Genomic DNA, 21,609 nt, shown 5'->3' on the forward strand with positions numbered 1-21,609 from the left:
GGGGTGAAGGTGCGCTATGAAAGAGATCAAGGATCGTGAACAACTGGCTCATTATTTGGAGATTCATCAGATAGCATCAATATTTAATGCACAGATAATGCCGCATTTGACATTGTACACTTATGAGCAAGGTGAACTCATCTGTTCGCAGGGTGATCCAGCCGAGTATTTATCCGTGCTTGTGAAGGGAAAGGTTAAGGTGTATAACACCTCGGCAGAGGGCAAAGCACTGATCGTGTCGTTCAAAACCGCATTAGAAGCGGTCGGGGACATTGAATATGTGCAAGGCATTGACTTTATGAATACGGTTGAGGCGGTGTCGCCGGTTCATATGATTATCGTCCATTACCGCTGGCTGCATCAGTATGCGAAAGAAGACGCAAAGCTACTTCAATTTTTGTTGAAGCTCATTACGACGAAGTTTTGCATGAAATCCGATTCTTTGAGCTTTAATTTGATGTATCCGGTGGAAGCACGCTTGGCGAGTTATCTTTTGTCCATCACATATGATGAATCGGATCCGCGATTTAATGGTCAGCTTCGTACCGTAAGTTTGCGGGATGTGGCCAATTTCATCGGCACCAGCTATAGGCATCTAAATCGGGTCATTCACAAGTTTTGCGAAGCAGGTTTGGTTGAGCGCAATCGAGGATTCATTTCGATAAAGGACAGGGAACAATTGCGCGCATTAGCAGGCCATAATATATACGAAAAGTGAGAGGAGGATGCATATGATTACAGGCTTAGTACTGGCGCTCATAGCCGGCTCGCTTGTGGGCATCCAAAATATATTCAACAGCAGAGCAAACGAGGGCATCGGAACGTGGACGACTACGGTCATTGTACTGGGCATGGGGTTTCTGGCTTCATTTACGATTGGCTTGGCCGTGGAAGGCAAGCAGCTATTCGATTTGCCTAATATGAAGACATGGTACTGGTTCAGCGGCATCATCGGGGTCGGTGTCGTGCTTAGTGTGGTACAGGGAGTGAAGCGGCTTGGCCCGACGTTTGCCATCTCGATTGTGATGGCGTCCCAGATTAGTTTTGCTCTGTTGTTTGACTCATTGGGCTTGCTCGGCCTAGATAAGGTTCCTTTTACGGGGAAACAAGCAATTGGAGTTCTGATCATTGTTGGCGGAATTATCGTATTTAAGACAGGCGGGAAGCGCAGCGATGCGCGCAAGGTGGTTCCGAGCCAGCAGGCTGCTTCGAAAGGTGTATAAGGCATATGTTGCGCAGATCTGGATATCAAGGACATCGCATATCGCTTACGCTTAAGTAGAAATGAAGTGAAGCTAAAGTCAGAAGATGCAGTGGAGAGGATAACGATGAAAACGTATCGGACATTATTATTTGACGTAGATGATACATTGTTGGATTTTAAGGCAGCTGAGAGGCTGGCACTGCGCTTGCTGTTCGAGGAACAGCAGATTGAGCTGACGGAGGAGGTCGAAGCTCATTATAAGCAGATGAATCAGGGGTTATGGAGAGCTTTTGAAGAGGGGCGCATCGATCGCGATGAGGCTGTAAATACGCGATTTTCTCTATTATTGAAGGAGTACGGGCATGAAGTGGATGGCGTTCTGATGGAGCAAAAATATCGGGGCTATTTGGAACAGGGACATCAGCACATTGACGGAGCTATGGAAGTAATTACGGAACTACACGGTGCGTATGATCTGCACATTGTGACGAATGGTGTGTCTAAGACACAGGATCGAAGGCTGCGTGATTCCGGTCTACATCCGATGTTTACTAGCATTTTCGTATCGGAGGATACAGGGTACCAGAAGCCGATGAAGGAATTTTTTGATTTTGTGTTCGCACGCATTCCACATTTTGACCCGCAGCAGACATTGATTATCGGGGATTCGTTAAGCTCGGATATGAAGGGCGGGCAGCTGGCGGGTCTGGATACCTGTTGGTTCAATCCCGAGGGGAAAGCAAATGAAACAGATATTGTTCCAACCTATGAGATTCGTACGCTTCAGGAGCTGTATCAGATATTGGGGGTGAAGTGAGGGTATTGGAATAAATGAATGTCTAGAAACGCAATAGACTTGTTATAATACTAGTAATAGAGAGGGAAAAGGTAGGTGATAGGTGTGGATCTTACTTTGATAGATGAGTTAAAGAATAGATTGGATTCGCTGCGACCACTACCTGCCGAAGCCGTTCGGAATTTAGAGGAAGTATACCGTGTTGAATGGACGTATAACTCGAATGCGATTGAAGGAAATACACTGACGCTGCTTGAAACGAAGCTTGTGCTCGAACAGGGGTTAACGATCGGTGGGAAAAAGCTTCGGGAGCACTTTGAAGTTATTAACCACGCTGAAGCGATTGCCTACATTCAAGAGATCATTCGTCAGGATCAGGAGCTAACTGGGTATGTGGTGAAATCAATTCATCATCTTGTTCTTAAAAATATTGCGGACGACGCAGGACGATATCGAATGGTCAATGTCCGTATATCAGGTTCACAGCATGTTCCGCCCCATTATACGGTTGTTCCTGAGAAGATGGAAGAGCTCATGAAATGGTACGAGAATCAACAAGGATTGATGCATCCAGTGATGCTGGCTGCGGAATTCCATTTTAGATTTGTATTTATTCATCCTTTCTCAGATGGAAACGGCCGAACTGCAAGACTCCTTATGAATCTAATTCTGATGAAGCACGGATATCCTCCTGCCATTGTGAAGGCGGCGGATGCTGTCAGAATGCGATATTATGAGACGTTGGAGGAAGCAAGCGTCCAAGGTCAATTGAAGCCTTTTATTCAATTGATTATGGAGTGTGTTGCAGATAGTCTCCAGGCATATTTATTCGCTGTGGAATAATAAAAAACGAGGCTGTCTTGCGGTCATGTTAATCATGACGGCAAGACAGCCTCGTTCTATGTTCGGATGCTATTGTATTGTACGGCGCTTGTGTTACTTCCAGTGTCCGCCTTCCACGATAATATCGTCTGGAGAGACATCTGGGCCGAGTTCTTCTTTCACGTATTTATCGTACAGCTGCAGCAGAAATTTCTCTTTTCCCAGCGCCTCCAGCTCTTGATTCACCCAATCGCGCAGCTCGGTATTGCCTTTCTTGACAGCTGGTGCGATCGGCGCCTCTTTCTCAAGCTTCTCTGGAATAAGGGAGAAGCCAGGATTTTTCCGCGCCCAAGCAAGTAGAATGAAATTATCCTGTGCGTATCCGTCGCCGCGTCCATCCTTCAACGCTTGGAGGGATTCGGTGTTTTTCTCGAATTTGACCAGTTCAACGTCAGGATAATTTTTGGTGAAGAATATATCGGCTGTCGTTCCCTTCGTTACGATAACCTTCTTTCCTTTCAAATCAGCCAACGACTTAATCCCGCTCTTATCGTTTACGAGTACCTGTGTAGTCACCTTCAAATTTGGATTTGTAAAATCAACAATTTCCTTGCGCTCATCGGTCACGGTCATGTTGGCCACAATCAGATCTACCTTATCGCTTTGCAAATACGGGATACGACCTGCTGGCTCCACGACGACGAACTCGATTTTGCTTTCGTCCCCAAGCAGATCCTTTGCGAAGCGTCTTGCTAAGTCATTATCGAAGCCAACTAAATCACCTTTCTCATTCGTGAAGCCGAACGGGGGCTTATCGGAGAACACACCTACGAGAATTTTGCCGCGTTCTTTAATTTTGCTAAGGGCACCGGTATCGGCACTCGATGATTTTCCGCTCTCTTGTTGCTTTGCCGTAGTTGGTTGTTCCTTCGCTCCACGGCCTGTATCGCTTCCGCTGGTGTTGCTTGAGCCGCATGCGGACAATAACCCGACCGTGAGCAGTACCATTAATAATGTGAACCCCAATTTGTTCTTCATCCCATTTCTCTCCTTTTCCATGTTTCAATGTCCAAAAATTTATCCAGAAAGCGACGGGCTCGTTCGGTTCTGGGATCTGCAAAGAAAGCATCCGGCGCTCCTGTCTCGCATATTCGGCCTTCATCCATAAACACAATCCGGTCGGCTACAGCTCGGGCGAACCCCATCTCATGGGTCACGATAACCATCGTCATGCCTTGTTCCGCCAAGGCAAGCATGACTTCCAGCACCTCGCGCACCATCTCGGGATCAAGCGCAGCCGTCACTTCGTCGAAGAGGATGACCTCAGGATTCATGCATAGTGCCCGCACGATCGCGATTCGCTGCTGCTGGCCGCCCGACAGTTGGCGGGGATATGCATCCTTCTTGTCTAGCAAGCCGACGCGCTCCAGCAGCTTCTCGGCTTGGACGATCACTTCTACACGGGGGCGCCGCTGGGCTTTGATTGGCCCGAGGAGGATATTATCGAGTACCGTCAGATGGGGGAATAGATGATAGCTTTGAAACACCATTCCAATCTGTTGGCGAATGTGCTGCCAGTGCATTGCTGGACTGGTCAATTCTTGACCGTGGAACCGAATGCTGCCGTTCTGCGTTGACTCAAGTCCATTCAGGCACCGAAGCAGCGTGCTCTTGCCGCAGCCGCTTGGCCCGAGTATAACGGTCACTTCCGCTTGAGCAATTTGCAGGTTGATGTCCCGCAGTACCCAATGATTGCCGAACGACTTGCCGACATTGGATAGTTCAAGCAATGCGTCGGGCATTGAATGCTTCCTCCTTTCTATTCAATCAGTGGGATATTAGCAGTGGGATATTAGGATAGCAGCTTGTGCTCCAGCCTTCTTGATAAGGCCGATAACGGATAGCACAGTATGAAATAGAGCAGAAATAATGAACCGTAAATAAGAACGGCCTCTCCTGTGCGCTCTATAATTTGCTGCCCCGTCTTGATCACATCGGTGACGCCGATAAGAACAGTCAGTGATGTCGTCTTGATGATGCGCGTGTACACATTAATCGTAGGCGGGATCATGCGTCGCAGCGCTAGTGGGAGCAGAATGTATGCGTACAATTGCAGGGTACTGAGTCCAATCGCCATGCCAGCTTCTCGTTGACCTTGCGGCAATGAGATAAGGGCACCTCGTGCAACCTCTCCAACTTCAGTGATTCCCCAGAGTGACAACACCAGTACTGCACATACAGAGCTTGGAACATCCAGACCGAAGAAGATCGGAAGCCCGAAGAAGAAAAAGAACAGCCATACCAAAATCGGGATAGAGCGAAACAATTCCAGATAAGTACGGGTAATCAGCCGCAGCCACGGACTACCAGAGGTACGCAGGGCACCGAATAGAAGGCCGCCAATCGTGCTTAGCGCGATGCTCCAGATGGCGATAAGCCCTGTCTGATACAACCCCTTAGCAAGCTGGGGAAGTGATACGACAAGCAAATCAAGTCCCGAACTGGCCATGCTGGAACCTCCTTTCCAGCCAAGAAAGCACAAAGGATAATGGCAGGAACAACAGCAAGTATAAGACCGTCATCATGAGCAGCATTTCATAAGTTTTGTAGTAAAGAGCAATGTAGTTCGTAGTCGTGTACAAAATTTCCGGCACGGCAACTGCAGATACAACCGTCGTCTCTTTCAGTAGAAAAATAAAGTTGGCAAATAAGGACGGCGTAGCAATTCGCAGCGCTTGCGGTAGGACGATGTCACGAAACAACTGCCAACGAGACAGCCCGAGTGCCAATCCTGACTCCAACTGAGACTTGGGGACGGCTTCGATTCCAGCGCGGAACACTTCAGTCAAATATCCGCCGCCGAGAAACGTCATCGCTAATAAGGCTGTGGTGTAGCTGGACATTCGAATTCCGATACTCGGCAGTGCAAAGTACAGGAAGAACAATTGAATCAACAAGGGTGTATTGCGAGCTACTTCGATGTAGGCACGTACAATGGCAGTTAATATCAGTACTCGGAAATACAAGAGAATCGAGTTGAACACGGCAACGAGCAGAGAAGCAGCGATGGCCGCACCAGCAATTCCGATCGTGACAAGGGCTGCGTGTACGAAGTCGGGCACATGCTCAAGCATGAAGGAGGTATCGAGTGTCATGTTAGCCAGTTTCCTCCCTTGAAATGGACTGCCTGCCGGAGATAGTGCTCCTTCTGTTTAGGTAATCACCAGGCTCCAAGACAGGGATGCTGGTCTGGACGACATGCGGGTATTTCAAGCCGAGCCCGGTATTGATTGCAACGACGGTGTCGTTGTCCTGGATCCAGCCGCTATCCCGCAATCGGCGTGCGGCGACGAATGTAGATGCGCCTTCCGGGCAGATGAAGGCTCCTTCGAGCTCAGCAATAAGGCGCTGCTCGCCCAGCAGAGCGCGATCATCTACCGCAATCGCACAGCCCTCAGTTCGGTAGATGGCTTCCAATATTAGAAAGTCTCCTAGTGCCTTCGGTACATTGATGCCGAAAGCAAGGGTAGAAGCATTTGGCCAAGGTATCGACTCGGTGTGCTTGTTCTTCCATGCCTCGACGATGGGGGCACATCCAGCAGATTGGACGGCGACGAACCGAGGGAGTTTGCCTTGAACCCAGCCTAGTGCAAGCATTTCCGTCAATGCCTTATAAATGCCGATGAGGCCGACACCGCCTCCTGTTGGATACAGGATGACATCGGGCAGCTTCCAGCCTAATTGCTCGGCTATTTCGAAGCCAATCGTCTTCTTGCCCTCGATCCGGTAAGGCTCTTTAAGAGTAGAAGCATCATATAGGCTGTCATCGTCGCTGATCGCTTGGGAGACAATTTTGCCAGCGTCACTAATTAAGCCATTGACCAGATGGAGCTGGGCTCCTGCAATCGCACATTCGCTGCGTGTAATGGCCGGCGCATCTACAGGCATGACAACCGTGGAGCGTATGCCCGCACGAGCCGCATAAAGTGCCCAGGCTGCACCTGCATTGCCATTGGTCGGCAATGCTAATTCCTGAACGCCGAGCTCCTTGGCCTTGGATACACCAACAGCCGCGCCACGGGCCTTGAATGAGCCGGTCGGCAGAAGCCCATCATCCTTCATATACAACTGGGGAATACCAATTCGGTGTCCAAGCTTGGGCAGGGGGAGGAGAGGGGTAAGGCCTTCTCCTAAAGAAATCACATTCTGCCCCAACTCGATAGGGAGCAGCTCATGATAGCGCCACAGGCTTGGTTCTCTTGCAGCCAGTTCGGAGCGTTGGACGGTTTCCTTCAGTTCATCCAACCGATAGGCTACAAGTAATGGGGAACCGCAAGCACATAGATGCGCCTGCTTGTGCGGGGAATAACTTGTTCTGCATTTCGGGCAATGCAAATGAGAGATATAACTGAATGACACGGTATGCTCCCCTTTCTGCACATGCAGCGATGATAATAGGGGCCTCCGTCGGTACGGTCAGCGGAATGATGAAACTTTGACTAACATCCAAAATATGTAACACGATAAATTAATAATAAATTTGAGTAATCCAATTTGTCAACTGAGAAATTGAAACTCGTACTCTAGTACATGAAATTTTATGCTTTTGTTCTTGTGTTATAAATTATCGGAGTTTCTGGAATTAATAAAAAATTAGTAGAATTTCATGAAGTGCTTATAGTTTAAATGAAACGAACCGAAATATTAATATACAGGAATAATTTCTCGATACTATTGGAGCTGGGAGATCCGTATCTACTTCTAGTAAATACGCCGTAAAATTATCAATAATTTTGTATAATTCCGCATAATCGTTCGGAATTATATCATTTTATACATATTAAACATGTGCTAAAATTTCCACGTTAAAGACGTTATAACGTCTAATCTGGGGTTTTTATTCAGATCCCAGTATGAGTTTTGTAACGTTTACAATTCATAGGGGGTCGACATCATGTTTAAAAAGTTACAGAACAAGCTTATGTTAATTTTTGCAGTATTGCTGGTTTCCTCCTTGGTCATTCTGCAATTGACAACTAACTTGCAGATGACGAACAGCTTTAAAGAAGAGCTGGACGAGTTAGGAAGCGAAGAAGCGGAGGCCTTAATGCAAGTTACGGATTTGCGTCTAAATAATTATGCAAATGATATTTTGCATTTTAGTGAAAATCCGGAGATCAAAGACATTGTTAAAAACAGAGACAAGCTAACTCCTAACATGATTCAAGTGATGAAATCTTATACAAAAATCAACCCTGAGATATCGGCTATTTATATGGGGAACTCATCGAAGCAGATGTTTGATCCCGAGTCTAATGTATACAAAGAAGATTATGATCCCCATACTCGGCTGTGGTATAAATTGGCTAACGATGATAAGGATAAAGTGAAATTCAGCCCTCCGTATAAGGATAGTGTCAGTCAGAAAATGAAAATAGCGATCTCTAAGGCCGTTGTGGAAAACAACAAGGTTCTCGGGGTTATTTCGCTTGATGTGAACCTGGAACAATTGACAAAGCAAATCAGTGAAACGAATGTAGTATAGAATGGGTTTGGATTTATTTTGGATGCAGAAGGAAACTCGGTAGTACTGCCGGATACAGAAGATGCAGCCGGGAAAAATCAGCGGGAAAGATCATATGTTGACGAAATTTACACTTCAAATGAGAGTGCAGGAAAGGTCAGCTACACGGATAAAGGCGAAGCGGAAGTTCTGTATTATAGGACGTCCGGTCTTACAGGGTGGAAAATCGGTGCTGTCTATCAAGAAGACGAACTGTTAAAGCTCACGAATCATATTAAATACATGAACATCATCATAACCTTGTGTGCCATCGTTGTTTCAAATATTATTGTCTACTTTGTCGCCCGCTTCTTTACGAAGCCGATCGTTCAATTGACGAAGCAGGTGCAGCTAATGGCTGATGGAGACTTGACCGTGGAAGGGAAGGTAAGTTCGAAGGACGAGATTGGCCAATTAACAGGCCACTTTAATCATATGGTACAAAGCATGCGGGAAGTCTTGTCCCGCGTGATTGGTTCCTCTGAACAGCTCACGGAGTCGGCTGAAAATCTGAGTGCCGTATCGGAAGAAACAAAAGCGGCAAGCGAAGAAATTGCCCACGCCATGTCGGATGTCGCGCAAGGTTCTGCCGAAAGCGCAACAAATCTGGATCATATGCAGGAGGTCACAAGCAAGCTGGACTCGCAGTTTAGATCGGTGGAAGAAACGATGTCCTCCATGCAGGCGAAGTCAAACCAGACGCAGCAGGCAAGCATCGATGGAAGAGAGACGTTGGCTGTGCTGCAAGCGCGTTCCGATGAATCGTTCCGTGAAATTCAATCGATCGAACAAGTATTGAACCTGCTCGTGACCAAAATCAACGACATTCAGGCTGTGGCCGAAATGATCAAAGCGATTTCAGCTCAAACCAATCTGCTTGCTTTAAATGCGTCGATCGAAGCGGCCAGAGCGGGAGAGGCTGGCAAGGGATTTTCAGTCGTCGCCACAGAAGTGCGTAAGCTTGCAGAACAATCCGCTAGTTCGACAGAGCAAATTAGCAGCACCATTCAGGGCATTATAGAAGAGGCTGCGAATGCCACCCGCGCGATGAGCCGGACAAAGGAAATCACCTCGGAACAAAATGAGGCCGTGCAGTCGACAGAGATTGCATTTACAAGCATTCAAAGCTTGATGCAGCAAGTGATCGAGGCGATTAAGGAAATGTCGGACAAAATACAGACGGCGTCCGAGCTGAAAGAAAATGTGGTTCAGTCCATCGTAAATCTGTCCGCGATCTCGGAGGAATCCGCAGCCGCCGCGGAAGAAGTCAGCGCTTCGACGCAGGATCAGTTGAAAGCAATCGATACGGTCTCGCAGTCGGCGGAAGATTTAAGCCGGTCCAGCAGCGAATTGGAATTGCTAGTGAAGAGATTCAAAATATAAGCTATCATTGTGGTGTTACGCGGCGGTATGCTGGGATCCTTATGGACTCGGCTGCCGCCGTTTTTTATTGGGGCAGCAGTCTTAGGCCTGTCAATTCGTTGAATGGAGATGATTAGAGAATTACGAGAAGGAACATGGTTAGTGATTTGAAAAGGTCATTATCTGAAAAAAATTCACATTAACAGATGCAAACAGGAATCGAGTAGGGGATATTAAAGGCACTATCATGATGATCAGTTGGAGCGGGCAAAGAAGCTCATTCATCGCAGTTATGAAATGAGCTAGCTCCGTATAATATCTCTAACGACACACCTAAGTCCAACTCGATGCCATAGAGCGGTATCAACCATATCAACCTACGTTTCTTGACATCAAGCCTTGAGTAGTGACAGAGTAAATAAATCCCTTCTCTAAAGTATGATTTGTAATTGCGTAGCTATATTTACATCAAATCAGTTCATATATGTCTATGTCAAATTGATTGGGAATATGGATAAGTAATAAAATGAACTGTACTTTGTAAAGACAATACATAAAAAAGCGACTCTATTGTCAGAGTCGCTTTACTATTGTTACTTACCGCAATTTGTCAGGAAACGACGACGTCAATCGAATTCAGCTACATATTGTTCTGCTTACAAAATTGAGGAAATATCCCAGAGGGCCTGAACGATATTCCAAACTTTAGTAGAAGGAACAAAGGTCAAAATTAATTGACCCAAATCAAGAAGTGCACCACCAAGATCGGCCCAAGAGAAATTGCCGTCAAAAGAACGATAAATTGTTTTGAGTTTCCAAATCAGATTATCAAGAAGACGAGTTACATCTCCTGCGATATCAAAACGCTTCTTGAGGACACCAATGATAGATTGTGCAACACCTACTTCACCTGTTCCAGAAACGAAAAAGTTATACAGCATTCAAAAGACTCCTCTCACAAATGGTAGTTGACGTCGTCAAAACAAATTGTAATATGGGAATTTTAGAAAAAATCATTTAAGCACTTAAAGTACGGTTTACATGTCTAAAAGTAAGGAAACTGATGATGAACGACAAGATTCAACTTATGAAAAAGGATGATTATAATTAAAATGGTTAATATTTGAAATGTTACTTTAGTACTATTAACAAATAAGTTATATTTTGGGTATAATAAACTAGAGTCAAGTCAATTTAAGTACTAGTCTCTGAAAATTTATCTAAAGGAGATGATAGAGTAGTTATGAAGAAGAAATGGTTGGCAGGTGTGCTGTCTTTTATTCTTCCTGGCCTAGGTCATTTATATTTGGGGAGAGTACAGAAGGGAATCATTCTTTTACTGTTGAATGGTATTGCTATTATGTTGTCGTCCATTATTATTGGTTTATTCGCTATGGTTTTTGTCTGGATGTATGCTATTATTGATGCTCTTAAGACAGCAGATCGAATTAATGCAAATAACTTTCCGGTGTAATAGATTATGAGACATGACAGAAATTTCATTTTCATTTATGCGATGTTCTCCTGTATTTTTATTGTCGGATATAATTATTTTACGCCCCTTACTTCTTCGTCGATGTCGCATCAAATAGTAAATATGGGGGCGCAAGAGTTTGTATTTATTTTCCTCAACAACTTGCTTTATACTCTTTTGGGCTTCATGTTGTCGTGCGTCGGACTGTCCATTATATTCATTATTAAAATTCCGATCATCATTGCAATGGGGCCAGCATCAGCAGGAATTTCCCCTATCGTATATTATTTTTCTTCCTTCACTCATGGATTCTGTGAAATGCTCATCGGCTGTATTCTTCTGAGCTATACGATAAGTCACGTAAGTTTATATGTTAAATACGTTACTGGTAGAGCCACGAAAATTCATTTATTGTATTTCTATAAGAGAACCCTTCAATACGTAATTCCAACTGTAATCCTGTTTCTTCTAATTAGTGCATTTCTTGAAGTGTACATATCGAATTTTTTAATCCAGATATTGTTATGAGTTGCAGATATACATAAACCTATAAAGTGGTGATCTAATGACTCGTTTTCATTATGTAACCCCGATTTATCGTAAGAGTAGGAAAAAATTCGCTTTAACTGATGCTAGTGGCAATCGAGTAGGTGATATTCAAAGACACTATAATAGTACGTTTCATTATTTTGCAGATAATATTTTTAGTGATTATTTAGTTAATGTTGAAGTTTTTAATAAGGAAGGAATGTCTATGAGCAAGGCTGTTGAAGTTTGGTCACTCAAGACGATGATTAGGTCGGAATGGAACGTAGATTCTAAAAATTACGGAGAATTTGTACTGAAAGATAAAACAATGGTTAAAACAAATCCTTGCATGGAGTTCGTTATCCATAACAGGGTTTACTCGTTAAAAAAGGACTTTATGGATCGCACAACTAAGTTAAAAAATTCATCTGACAAAGATATAGCTTTGATTACTTACGATAAGGTTGTTCCACCTCGGACGATTACGATCGACCTTTTAGATGATGAAATTGATGTCTATACTTTGTCATGTATCTACTATTTATTTTCGCTGAGGGATTGAAAAATTATTCAAATGATAATAGAAGGGAGGTTAAACCAAAATGTTTCGAATAAATAATGGGAAACTGGTGATAAGAAAAAAGAGAACTATCAAAATAATTGACTTGTCCAAAGTACTCTTTATTGAGCGATTTAATAATAGAACGTATATTATTATTAACGATAAAGATGAAATCATTACAAACATACCTCTTAGTAAACTTGAATCTTTACTCCCTCCAAATTTCATAAGATCACATCGTTCCTTTATCATAAATAAAGATTATCTTGAAGGGTTAAAACTATTAAACGAAAAAACTTATGAGGCAAATTTTCCAAATGATAAACAGGCATTGGTTGTAAAGGAGCATTTAGAGAGCTTTTTATAAGGAAAATACACTTTATTATTTACTGCAGGGAGGTTTTCATGACTTTAAAAGTAAATCATCTAACAAAATCAATAAAATCCAAAGATATAGTCAAAGACGTTTCCTTTCAAGTAATGTCCGGAGAAATTGTTGGTTTATTAGGTCCGAACGGTGCAGGAAAGACGACCACGATGAAAATGATTGTAGGATTAACTTCTTTTCAGAGCGGCGAAGTAACGATACATGGTAAACCTATCACTTCTTATTTTGAAGACTCTATAAAAAATATCGGATGCGTTATCGAAACCCCATGTTTTTACCCCTCACTTACAGCAAAAGAAAATTTAATATATTTTGCCCAACTATCTAAGATTCCAATTAAAGATGTTGAGGAAGTTGCCTCCAAATTAGGATTAACTCAGGTGCTGCAAAAAAAAGTGAAACACTATTCACTTGGTATGAAACAACGATTGGGAATCGCTCAAGCATTAATGCATAAACCATCCATACTTATTTTAGATGAACCTTTTAATGGTTTGGATCCGGAAGGGATAAAATCAGTTAGGGTATTGTTGCGAGAACTTTCTACACATACAGGAGTAGCCATTCTAATTTCTAGCCATTTGATTTCTGAAATTGAATTATTTTGTGACAGAGTAGTTATCATGAAAAACGGAGAAGTGAAAGACGACTTTAACTTGAGCGGAATAGAGGATGCGCCTGTTAGAACAAGTTTCTACGTAGATAGTATTGATAATGTGCTAAGACTTCTTCCTCCGGAGAATCATAATATATTAATTAATCCCCATGATCGTAAACTTACAGTACTGATGAAACGAGACTCCGTTCCAAATTTATTAGCATATCTATTGAAAAACCAAATTAAGGTGTTCGAGGTGAAACGGGAAAGAAATTCTTTAGAAGAGAGGTTCATGGCGGTGGTTGGAGGGAATATCATTGAGTAATGTAGGTCTTCTTGTAAAGGGTGAGTTATATAAAACCATCAAGAATAGAAAACTGTGGTTTTTTTTTATATTTATTATATGCCTAGTGACGATTTCAGGAGCAAAGACTTTGGGGGATCTGGAAACACAACAACAGGTTCTACGTAGTTCAACAGCAGTATATCAGGATTTTATGCATAATAGTATTTCATCCCCGGAAATACATTCAGTCTTGGGGTTTGTAAAAAAAAGTATATCCATAACTTGGGTTATTAATATCGTAATGATTATTATGGCCAGTAGTATCATTTCCAACGAATATTCTTGGGGGACTATAAAATATTTAGCTGTACGACCGTTTAAACGAGAGAAAATTTTAATTGCTAAATTTTCCACAATTATTATTCTTAATATTTTGTTTTATATGATTATAATAAGTTATTCTTATTTAGTTGGTATAATCATTCATGGCTTTGAAACTCAAGTAGCGGGGGAAAAACTATATTACATTACACTGAAGCTTTATCTATACCATTTTATCTCGAATATTCCCTATATTTCTTTATCTATTATGGTATCTACCTTATTAAAGTCCGGTGGATTAGCTTCTACTTTGTCAATCATCACCTCTATTTTAGGCGGAATGATAGCTTCTGTTATCAATAAGTATCCTTATGCAAAATACATACTTTTTACCAACACAGACTTAGCTAAATATGTGCAAGGTGGTGCTCCAACAATAGGGGGGAACGAATTTTTTTCTGTTATGATTATATTCGTTTATAGTTTCTTTTTTCTAATAATTTCTCTATATATTTTTAAAAAAAGAAGCATCTAAGTATTTAAAGGTGGCTTTCCAGCATTATATCCAACAGTAGAACAGCTTATTTATACAAACGAACACCTTCTGGTGTAGGATTGGCGAGAGCCCACCCCACACCATCTTAGGTCTATACACTGTTTTCTTCATACCTCGCCAGTGCCATGGCGGCCGTCTCGCGCATGCGCTTCTGCAGGTATGCGCTATCCTTCACACGGACGCGCTTGCCGAGAAAGCGTATCTTGGACAAGAGGAACTCATGCTCATTCCACGGCAGTCGGATTCGAATCTGGTAGCTGCGCTGTTCCTCATCGTACATCACCTCCGTCTCGAAGCAGGAGAAGGCATACAAGATGCGCGACAGCTCGCGGTTATATTCACGGATGACCTCAATCACAACCTCAGATTTGCGACGATCGCGCAAGCGGGCAAGCTTCGTTAGAATGTACTCCGCTTCCGCAGGCGGGATCGATTCTGCCGTCAATGATGTAATATTGCGCAGCTTGGTGTTCATGAGACCACGGTGCTGACGATGGTACCAGAGCAGGTACCATTCTCGCTTAATAATGGAATACTCTAATTTATATGGAAGGCCCTCATGCTCCTCGTTGATGCGACCGCCCTTGATTGCGTAGCTGATGCGTATCCCTGTTCCGGAAGAGATGTACCTGCGGAGCGGCCGCAGCATCGGATGATAGACATGCTTTTCCTTGCTTTTGGCCTTCTCAATAAGATTATGGGAGGTATCCATGAGGTTCTCTGAAGACAGGATTTCATGTAATTTGGTTATCGTATCTTCCGAGAAGGCCTCGCTCGCTGCTGGATGCGCGAGCATCGTCTTCAACCATGCCCGTTCATGGGAGGTGACCACGAATGTACCTGCATCTTCGAGTCGGGATAGAATTTGATAGCCAAAGATTTTCTCAAATGGGTTCATAGTAAGCAGCAATCTCCTTCCATTCCTCTATCAGCTCACGGCGTAGATGTCTGGGTTCAAGCACTTCGCAGCTCGATCCGAAGCTGCGCAGCCAAGGCTTAATCTCCATAATTCCATTCACCGTAATTTCGTATAGGAAGGATTGATCATCTTCCTCAACAATTTCCCCCCACTGCCCTTGCAGCAGTACCCGCTGCTTAATGAAGTCCGGTTCTCCTGGGCGAGGACTGAAGAAGCGGGCACGCACCTTCACGGGCCGTCCGGTATCGATAAGCCAGCTGTACTGAAGCTTCTCCATGAGCGCCGCTGTCTTCATCTGAAATACGTCCTCGGATACATCCTCCACTTCTTCAATGTGGGTCATGCCCTCCATGCGGAACTTGCGGATACCCTCTCTATCGCTGCTAAGCATATACCATCTTCCATATTGATGGTCATATACAATCTTTAAGGGCAGAGCCTTATGCCAAGTTCCTACGCCTTCCCTCTCGAAGCGCGGATTCGTCTGCTGCGCGGCATAGCTCTTCTCTGCCTTGGGCGTGAAGTATTGGAATTGCACTCTGCATCGCTTGTTGATCGCGCCTAATAAGGTAAACAGATGGGCCTCATCCAATATGCGAAAATGATAGTGATATTTATATAAAAAGGTGTCAGTAAGATATTGCCCCTCATGATCAAGCAGCAATTGCTTCTTCAAGCTGTCCCGCAGCAAATAGCCATGGACAGAAGGCACTTGCGTGTTCGCCATTACATCCACGAAATCGTATAAATCAAGCAGCTCCTCATCCGATAGTTGCTGTATGAGCTCATCGTTCAAGCGATAGCGATATGGACGGGATGCATTCGCTTTGCGTATGACGCCAACCGACTCCAAATATTTCAGGTCGCTTCGAATTGTCTTCTCATCGGGCATCGGCAGCTCTTCCGGCGTTCTGCCGCAGCATTCATCCATAAGCTCCATAGCGGACATAGATTGCTCCTGAAGCGCCTCCAAAATAGTCGATATCCGAACCGATTCGGATTCCTTCAATGACTTGGCTCGAAACAAGAACAATAGGGCAGGATCGGATGAATCGTCATTACGTTGATGAACAGCTTCTGCCAGCTCCATTTCTGAGGCATGCTTAGATTGCACCTCTGAGGCAGCGGCAACTTCTTTCAAGCGTCGAGCCGTTTTGTCCAATGTATGTACGGAAATGCCCAGCCGATCTGCAAGCTGCTGTCTATTGAACGCCCCTCTCATCAGCATGAGCGTGCGCAAATACTGAATCTCCTTATCGAAACTCTCCTTAGCCACGTCGAATCTCCTTCCTTCTCCCAAGTAACCCATGCAGTTCTCTTTTATTGTATCAGGTAAACATTTGCGGAAGCACGAAATAATCTCGGTAGGTCGTAATACTTTCGCCATGTTCGCAAAACCGGAAATAAGAGATGATGAATGCACAAAGCAATGCGTATCCGTTCAACGGTTAGGGAATGGCTAAAATGCTGGAAACCCTAAGTACCATGCGTTGAAGGATGGAAATCAATCGAAGCAGTGATACACCGAAAAGAGCAGCTTGCAAAGGGATAGTTTTGATAGGGAAGGAGTCAAACCTATATGGAAAATATACGGCAGCAAATTATAGATGCGTTACGAAATATCGAGACAGAAGAACAGGTACGAATAGTATATGCTTGCGAATCAGGCAGCAGGGCTTGGGGATTTCCATCGAGGGATAGCGATTATGATGTTCGATTCATCTATGTAAGGCCTATGGACAGCTATCTATCCTTATTCGAAAAACGAGACGTGATTGAGCGGCCGATCAGCAATATGTTGGATATCAATGGTTGGGATATGAAGAAAGCATTATCCTTATTCCGCAAGTCGAATCCGCCGTTGCTTGAATGGCTGCAATCTCCAATTGTATATGCGGAAGAATCGGATGTAGTGGAGCAGATACGTGTTCTATCTTCCTATACCTTTTCTCCGAGAGCCTGTATGTATCACTATTTGCACATGGCCACAGGAAACTACAGGGAGTATTTGCAGAGGGAGTCCGTGAAGATCAAAAAGTACTTTTACGTGCTGCGCCCGCTGCTGGCCTGCCAGTGGATTGAGCGTTATCACGAGATGCCACCTATTGAATTCCCAGTGCTGGTAGATCGGCTTGTGCCGGCGAACAGCGAACTTCATGCCGCTATTCAACAATTGCTTGCACGCAAGATCGCGGGAGAAGAGTTGAATATGGAGCCTAGAATCGAAGTCATCAATGCCTTTATCGAACAATCCATCGGATACTATGAACGGATTGCCGCACAACAGCCTGTTGCAGCAGGCGGATATGATGCACGGCTTGATGAATTATTCCGCAGGTCGATTACAACCGCAGATGTAAGGAGAGAAGAAGCATAATGGCAATCGTGCAATTATCGTCAACGCATCCACAGTTTTCATTTCTCATTCGGAAAAATCCGCATAACGGAATGATCTTGCGACAGATTCGCAAGGGGATGGCATACGGCTGGTACAGCGATGCAGCGAAGTATAACGTTTATTTCAAGGATGCGGACAATGAGGTTTCCTATAAGCAGCATAAGGATGAAGTTTTTGAATATTTGAACGTATCCCGCTATAATACGCCGATTTTCCCGCTGCATGCGATTGGCGAATTTTTCTCGGCACCCTTCAAGGCGCAGAGTGAAGAGGATGTTGCGGGTTATAAGCACTCCTTTACCATCAACATGATTCATGTGGATCGCATGCAGTACATTCACTTTTTTCAAAAACATGTAACAGCATATACCTTCGACCTATATCACAGGACGGATAAGAGCTATTCTATCAAGATAACGACACAGCGAAGCCTGCACGAACTGCTTCATGTCGTGAGTGTGCTGTGCTTATTCTTGTCTATGTTCGGCAATGAGAGTCTTGATATTTCGGACAGTATGATCGTGAAATATGTGAAGAGCATGAACATTATCGATGCCCCGTACTATATTCGCAGTCTGTTCGCACGCATCTTCTTGTCCTCGAAGCAGGATTTCCGCAAACATAAAGTGGAACTGGAACGCAACGATCGTTATGCGATCCAGTTCGAGTACGGCGGAACTGCAATGCAGCGGAGAAATTTCATTGCAGGCATGCTGCCCTTCAACAAATCGATTCTCGATGTTGGCTGCGGCGAGGGATTCTATGCAATACCATACGCTTCGAAAGTGGAGAGCAGCAGCTACTACGCTATCGATATTAATGAAGATTTGCTTGCGGTTGTACAACGGAAGGCCGAGTCCAAGGAGCGGGATAACATTGTAACCTATCCGTCGCTTGAGCACTTCATGGAGCATTACAACGGGGAGCAGGTCGATGTGATGTTGACAGAAGTGATTGAGCATATGAGTAAGGAAGAAGCGAAGCATCTGATTCAGTCGATTTGCACGAATATTGATTTTGAACATTTCGTCATTACGACGCCGAATGCAGACTTTAACGTCTACTACGAACTGACGGAGTTCCGGCACCTTGACCACCGCTGGGAAATGGGAAGAGAGGAATTCGAAGCTTGGTTTGCTGAAGCGATGAGCGCTTATGGAGCGGCATACACATACGAGTTCGTAGCGATCGGGGATCGCGTGAATGGAATACCGACAACACAAGGCGTCGTTATCAGGAAGGGAGGGTAAGAATGTGGAGCTTGTCACTAACGTTCATACGATCTATATGATGATTGGGCCGACGGAGTGCGGCAAGACGACGTTTGCCAAGGAAGTGCTGATGCCGCAGTTAAGTGGAGATGCATCAGGGGCCATGCAAATGAATGTGCAATATTTGTCCTCGGACAGCATGCGGCAAGAAATACTCGGTCACGACTATGATAAATATGATCAATGCTGGAGGCCAGCGCCCAAGCTTTCAATCTGCTATATACGAAGCTGGACATGGTCACTTCTTTTCCGGTGAATGCCGAGTTCGTGATTTTGGATACGACCGGACTAGCCGAGGATTTCAGGGCCAAGGTTCGAGAGATTGCTGACCGCAATCACTACCACGTAGAGGTCATCCTCTTCGACTACCGCAAGCGCGAGGACTATTATGCATCAGAGCGTTCGAAGAGACTGATCACGAACCATATGAATCGGTTGAAAAAGGATGTGCTCGGTTCTCTTGCGCGTGAAGGATATGCCAATATCCATCGGGTGCGCAGCAAGGACTTTTACTTACTTGAACAGGGGGCTGCTCATCCGGAATACCGCGTCACTGTTCAAAATCGCGGCGAATATGCAGCTACATTCCTGCCGAATGAACGCAATTATACGATTGTCGGCGATGTGCATGAATGCATTCATGACTTGCAAGGGCTGCTGCGCAGCTGCGGCTACCGAATTGAGGACGGCAAGCTCAGCGCCACGGAGCGGGTGCAGGATATGGACATCATTTTGGTAGGAGACTGGATTGATAAAGGCAAAGCGACCAAAGCAACCATCGACTTTTTATATGACAATCGGGAGCACTTCCGGTTCGTGCTCGGAAACCATGAGAACTTCGTATACAAGTACTTGCAGGGGGAGGTTAGTGGTGTTGAACAGGAGCTGGTACGCACGTATTTTGATTCGATTCAGGTGTTAATGGGGGATCGAGAACTGTCGGATAAATTTAATCACTTGGTGTCCCTATCGCAGCCGTTCTATCAATATCGTTCACCTCATGCGCCATCGTTCTATGTGACCCACGCACCTTGCAGGAACAAGTATATTGGGAAGCTGGATGGGAAGGCCGTTCGTCGTCAGCGTAATTTCCGCATTGATCGGGATGCACCGCTCGAAGAACAGCTGCGCTTTATTCAAGAAGAAGCGGTTAGCAATCAGCCCTATCATATATTCGGCCATGTGGCGGCCAAGACAGCCTTCCGAATCAAGAACAAAATTCACGTAGACACGGGCAGTGTGCATGGCAATCGATTGACCGCTGTAAGTATCTCCTACAAGCCATTCTACAAATCGCATCCTGCCAAGCAAGCGATTATGGAAGATGAGCTGTCGACACTGTTCGAAGTTCAGCGGAAAGTATCTCTGCAGGATCTAAACGATGAGGAAGTACGGAGGCTGCATTACTGTACACGGAATCAGATTAATTTCATATCTGGAACGATGTCGCCTTCGGATAAAGATGTAGATGCGCATGAGCTGGAATCGTTGAAGCGGGGATTGGATTATTTTGCAGAACATCAAGTAGAGAAGGTAGTGTTGCAGCCTAAATATATGGGATCGAGATGTAATATTTATCTGTATCGTGACGTTGAGCAATGTTTCGCAGTGAGCCGGAACGGATATAGAGTCAAGCAAGTGGATCTAACAGACGTATACGAGCAACTGCTTCACAGATTCCGGGCTTTTATGGAAGAGAACCAGATCGCGATGCTTCTGTTGGACGGTGAGCTGCTGCCTTGGAGAGCGAGCTTGAGTTTTTACAGCAGCAAGGTTTTGAAACTGCATGGGGGAAGCTTGCGGAGACGTATCGGAGTACGGAATTTGAAAAAGACCAGTATCATATGTCGAAAGCGGTTCTTAGTGAAAAGTACGGCAGTCCTATCTATCAGAGCTATAAGCATGTTCACGATGCGCTCAAGACGCATGTCACGCTGAGCGAGCATGAGGAAGCATACGAGACTTATCAGAAGCAGCTGGGACTGTACGCGGAGGACGGGGAATTGGAATATAAACCGTTTGGCCTGCTTAAAGTGATTGATGAGTCGGGCGAGGAACGGATTCCAACTGAGAATACATCTGCGATCTTTAGCTTCTTGTCTGACGACGAATACGTAATTGTGGATCTAACACAGCCAGATTGTGTTGAGCAAGCAGAGCGCTATTTCTCTAAGCTGACAACGGAGAAACATATGGAGGGTGTCGTCATGAAACCAGAGTGTACGGTAAACAATGCCGTACCTTATATGAAGGTCAGAAACGCAGATTATTTGTCTCTTGTTTACGGCTATGATTATCAATTTCCGCATAAGTACAATAAGCTGATCAAGCAGAAAAACGTGCGCCAGAAGCTGAAGACATCGCTCAATGAGTATCGTCTGGGACAGCGAATGCTTGCTGTAAAGCTTGATGAGATAACACCTCAGCATGCGGAGTATAAGGAACTGGTTGCAAACCTATTATTTGAAGTAGGCAGAGAGAAAGAGCTTGATCCAAGATTGTAAGTCGCATATTTGATTAGGTGATCGCCGTTCAGTCTCATTGGAGGAACTGGACGGTTT

21 protein-coding genes and 1 pseudogene are annotated in these 21,609 nt (G+C 44.6%); 14 read left to right on the forward strand and 8 right to left on the reverse strand.

All coding sequences use genetic code 11. From position 1 onward, the window contains the following. Nucleotides 1-16: 16 nt before the first annotated feature. The 4 genes from BBG47_RS00365 (at nucleotide 17) to BBG47_RS00380 (ending at nucleotide 2,843) form a co-directional block, all read left to right on the forward strand. A complete protein-coding gene (locus BBG47_RS00365) occupies nucleotides 17-718 on the forward strand; it encodes a Crp/Fnr family transcriptional regulator (RefSeq protein WP_065290050.1) in 702 nt (233 codons plus the stop codon). A 13-nt stretch (nucleotides 719-731) separates the two neighbouring features. Continuing rightward, a complete protein-coding gene (locus BBG47_RS00370) occupies nucleotides 732-1,223 on the forward strand; it encodes a DMT family transporter (RefSeq protein WP_065290051.1) in 492 nt (163 codons plus the stop codon). Between the two features lie 105 nt (nucleotides 1,224-1,328). Continuing rightward, nucleotides 1,329-2,021 (forward strand): YjjG family noncanonical pyrimidine nucleotidase, encoded by a 693-nt coding sequence (locus BBG47_RS00375; protein ID WP_065290052.1) that lies wholly within the window; start codon nucleotides 1,329-1,331, stop codon nucleotides 2,019-2,021. A 75-nt stretch (nucleotides 2,022-2,096) separates the two neighbouring features. Next, nucleotides 2,097-2,843 (forward strand): Fic family protein, encoded by a 747-nt coding sequence (locus BBG47_RS00380; protein ID WP_083189007.1) that lies wholly within the window; start codon nucleotides 2,097-2,099, stop codon nucleotides 2,841-2,843. A gap of 93 nt (nucleotides 2,844-2,936) precedes the next feature. On the opposite strand, the gene BBG47_RS00385 is transcribed toward BBG47_RS00380, so the two are convergent. From BBG47_RS00385 to BBG47_RS00405, 5 genes are read right to left on the reverse strand one after another with little or no spacing between them, the layout of a single operon-like run. Further along, nucleotides 2,937-3,860, reverse strand: coding sequence for a transporter substrate-binding domain-containing protein (locus BBG47_RS00385; protein ID WP_065290053.1), 924 nt, complete (start codon nucleotides 3,858-3,860; stop codon nucleotides 2,937-2,939). Beyond that, nucleotides 3,857-4,624, reverse strand: coding sequence for an amino acid ABC transporter ATP-binding protein (locus BBG47_RS00390; protein WP_065290054.1), 768 nt, complete (start codon nucleotides 4,622-4,624; stop codon nucleotides 3,857-3,859). Before BBG47_RS00390 ends, BBG47_RS00385 begins: the two co-directional genes overlap by 4 nt. A gap of 50 nt (nucleotides 4,625-4,674) precedes the next feature. Continuing rightward, nucleotides 4,675-5,331, reverse strand: a complete 657-nt coding sequence (locus BBG47_RS00395) for an amino acid ABC transporter permease (RefSeq protein ID WP_065290055.1) — start codon at nucleotides 5,329-5,331, stop codon at nucleotides 4,675-4,677. Next, complete coding sequence (locus tag BBG47_RS00400; RefSeq protein WP_065290056.1) at nucleotides 5,312-5,977, reverse strand: amino acid ABC transporter permease; 666 nt, start codon at nucleotides 5,975-5,977, stop codon at nucleotides 5,312-5,314. The genes BBG47_RS00395 and BBG47_RS00400 overlap by 20 nt, the downstream gene beginning before the upstream one ends. A 1-nt stretch (nucleotide 5,978) precedes the next feature. Further along, nucleotides 5,979-7,241, reverse strand: coding sequence for a threonine synthase (locus BBG47_RS00405; RefSeq protein WP_065290057.1), 1,263 nt, complete (start codon nucleotides 7,239-7,241; stop codon nucleotides 5,979-5,981). A gap of 535 nt (nucleotides 7,242-7,776) precedes the next feature. Between BBG47_RS00405 and BBG47_RS00410 the strand changes: the two genes are divergently transcribed. Next, nucleotides 7,777-8,367 (forward strand): cache domain-containing protein, encoded by a 591-nt coding sequence (locus BBG47_RS00410; RefSeq protein WP_065290058.1) that lies wholly within the window; start codon nucleotides 7,777-7,779, stop codon nucleotides 8,365-8,367. Nucleotides 8,368-8,385: 18 nt separating this feature from the next. Continuing rightward, entirely contained in the window at nucleotides 8,386-9,768 is a 1,383-nt protein-coding gene (locus BBG47_RS00415; RefSeq protein ID WP_065290059.1) for a methyl-accepting chemotaxis protein, read from the forward strand. A 635-nt stretch (nucleotides 9,769-10,403) separates the two neighbouring features. Here the strand turns inward: BBG47_RS00415 and BBG47_RS00420 are convergent. Beyond that, on the reverse strand, nucleotides 10,404-10,688 hold the full coding sequence (locus tag BBG47_RS00420) for a hypothetical protein (protein WP_065290060.1): 285 nt from the start codon (nucleotides 10,686-10,688) through the stop codon (nucleotides 10,404-10,406). A 302-nt stretch (nucleotides 10,689-10,990) separates the two neighbouring features. Here BBG47_RS00420 and BBG47_RS00425 point away from each other — a divergent pair, with 302 nt between their 5' ends. From BBG47_RS00425 to BBG47_RS00450, 5 genes are all read left to right on the forward strand, one after another. Then, nucleotides 10,991-11,221 (forward strand): TM2 domain-containing protein, encoded by a 231-nt coding sequence (locus BBG47_RS00425; RefSeq protein ID WP_065290061.1) that lies wholly within the window; start codon nucleotides 10,991-10,993, stop codon nucleotides 11,219-11,221. Between the two features lie 565 nt (nucleotides 11,222-11,786). After that, the gene (locus tag BBG47_RS00435; protein WP_065290063.1) at nucleotides 11,787-12,311 is read left to right on the forward strand and encodes a tubby C-terminal domain-like protein; all 525 of its coding nucleotides are present in this window, start codon (nucleotides 11,787-11,789) and stop codon (nucleotides 12,309-12,311) included. A gap of 40 nt (nucleotides 12,312-12,351) precedes the next feature. Further along, nucleotides 12,352-12,678 carry a LytTR family DNA-binding domain-containing protein gene (locus tag BBG47_RS00440; RefSeq protein ID WP_065290064.1) on the forward strand — a complete coding sequence of 109 codons (327 nt, stop codon included), beginning with the start codon at nucleotides 12,352-12,354 and terminating at the stop codon, nucleotides 12,676-12,678. 38 nt (nucleotides 12,679-12,716) lie between these two features. Then, entirely contained in the window at nucleotides 12,717-13,622 is a 906-nt protein-coding gene (locus tag BBG47_RS00445) for an ABC transporter ATP-binding protein (RefSeq protein WP_065290065.1), read from the forward strand. After that, complete coding sequence (locus tag BBG47_RS00450) at nucleotides 13,615-14,439, forward strand: ABC transporter permease subunit (RefSeq protein ID WP_065290066.1); 825 nt, start codon at nucleotides 13,615-13,617, stop codon at nucleotides 14,437-14,439. The genes BBG47_RS00445 and BBG47_RS00450 overlap by 8 nt, the downstream gene beginning before the upstream one ends. A 112-nt stretch (nucleotides 14,440-14,551) precedes the next feature. On the opposite strand, the gene BBG47_RS00455 is transcribed toward BBG47_RS00450, so the two are convergent. Then, nucleotides 14,552-15,358, reverse strand: a complete 807-nt coding sequence (locus tag BBG47_RS00455) for a WYL domain-containing protein (protein ID WP_065290067.1) — start codon at nucleotides 15,356-15,358, stop codon at nucleotides 14,552-14,554. After that, a complete protein-coding gene (locus tag BBG47_RS00460; RefSeq protein WP_065290068.1) occupies nucleotides 15,345-16,655 on the reverse strand; it encodes a helix-turn-helix transcriptional regulator in 1,311 nt (436 codons plus the stop codon). The genes BBG47_RS00455 and BBG47_RS00460 overlap by 14 nt, the downstream gene beginning before the upstream one ends. 303 nt (nucleotides 16,656-16,958) lie before the next feature. Between BBG47_RS00460 and BBG47_RS00465 the strand changes: the two genes are divergently transcribed. From BBG47_RS00465 to BBG47_RS00475, 3 genes and pseudogenes are all read left to right on the forward strand, one after another. Beyond that, the gene (locus BBG47_RS00465) at nucleotides 16,959-17,756 is read left to right on the forward strand and encodes a nucleotidyltransferase domain-containing protein (protein ID WP_065290069.1); all 798 of its coding nucleotides are present in this window, start codon (nucleotides 16,959-16,961) and stop codon (nucleotides 17,754-17,756) included. After that, nucleotides 17,756-19,027 (forward strand): class I SAM-dependent methyltransferase, encoded by a 1,272-nt coding sequence (locus tag BBG47_RS00470; RefSeq protein ID WP_065290070.1) that lies wholly within the window; start codon nucleotides 17,756-17,758, stop codon nucleotides 19,025-19,027. The genes BBG47_RS00465 and BBG47_RS00470 overlap by 1 nt, the downstream gene beginning before the upstream one ends. A gap of 4 nt (nucleotides 19,028-19,031) precedes the next feature. Then, a pseudogene (locus BBG47_RS00475) lies at nucleotides 19,032-21,552 on the forward strand (AAA family ATPase). Nucleotides 21,553-21,609 lie beyond the last annotated feature (57 nt).

Origin of the sequence: Paenibacillus sp. KS1 (assembly GCF_001680695.1) — a bacterium.
GTDB lineage: Bacteria > Bacillota > Bacilli > Paenibacillales > Paenibacillaceae > Paenibacillus_B > Paenibacillus_B suaedae.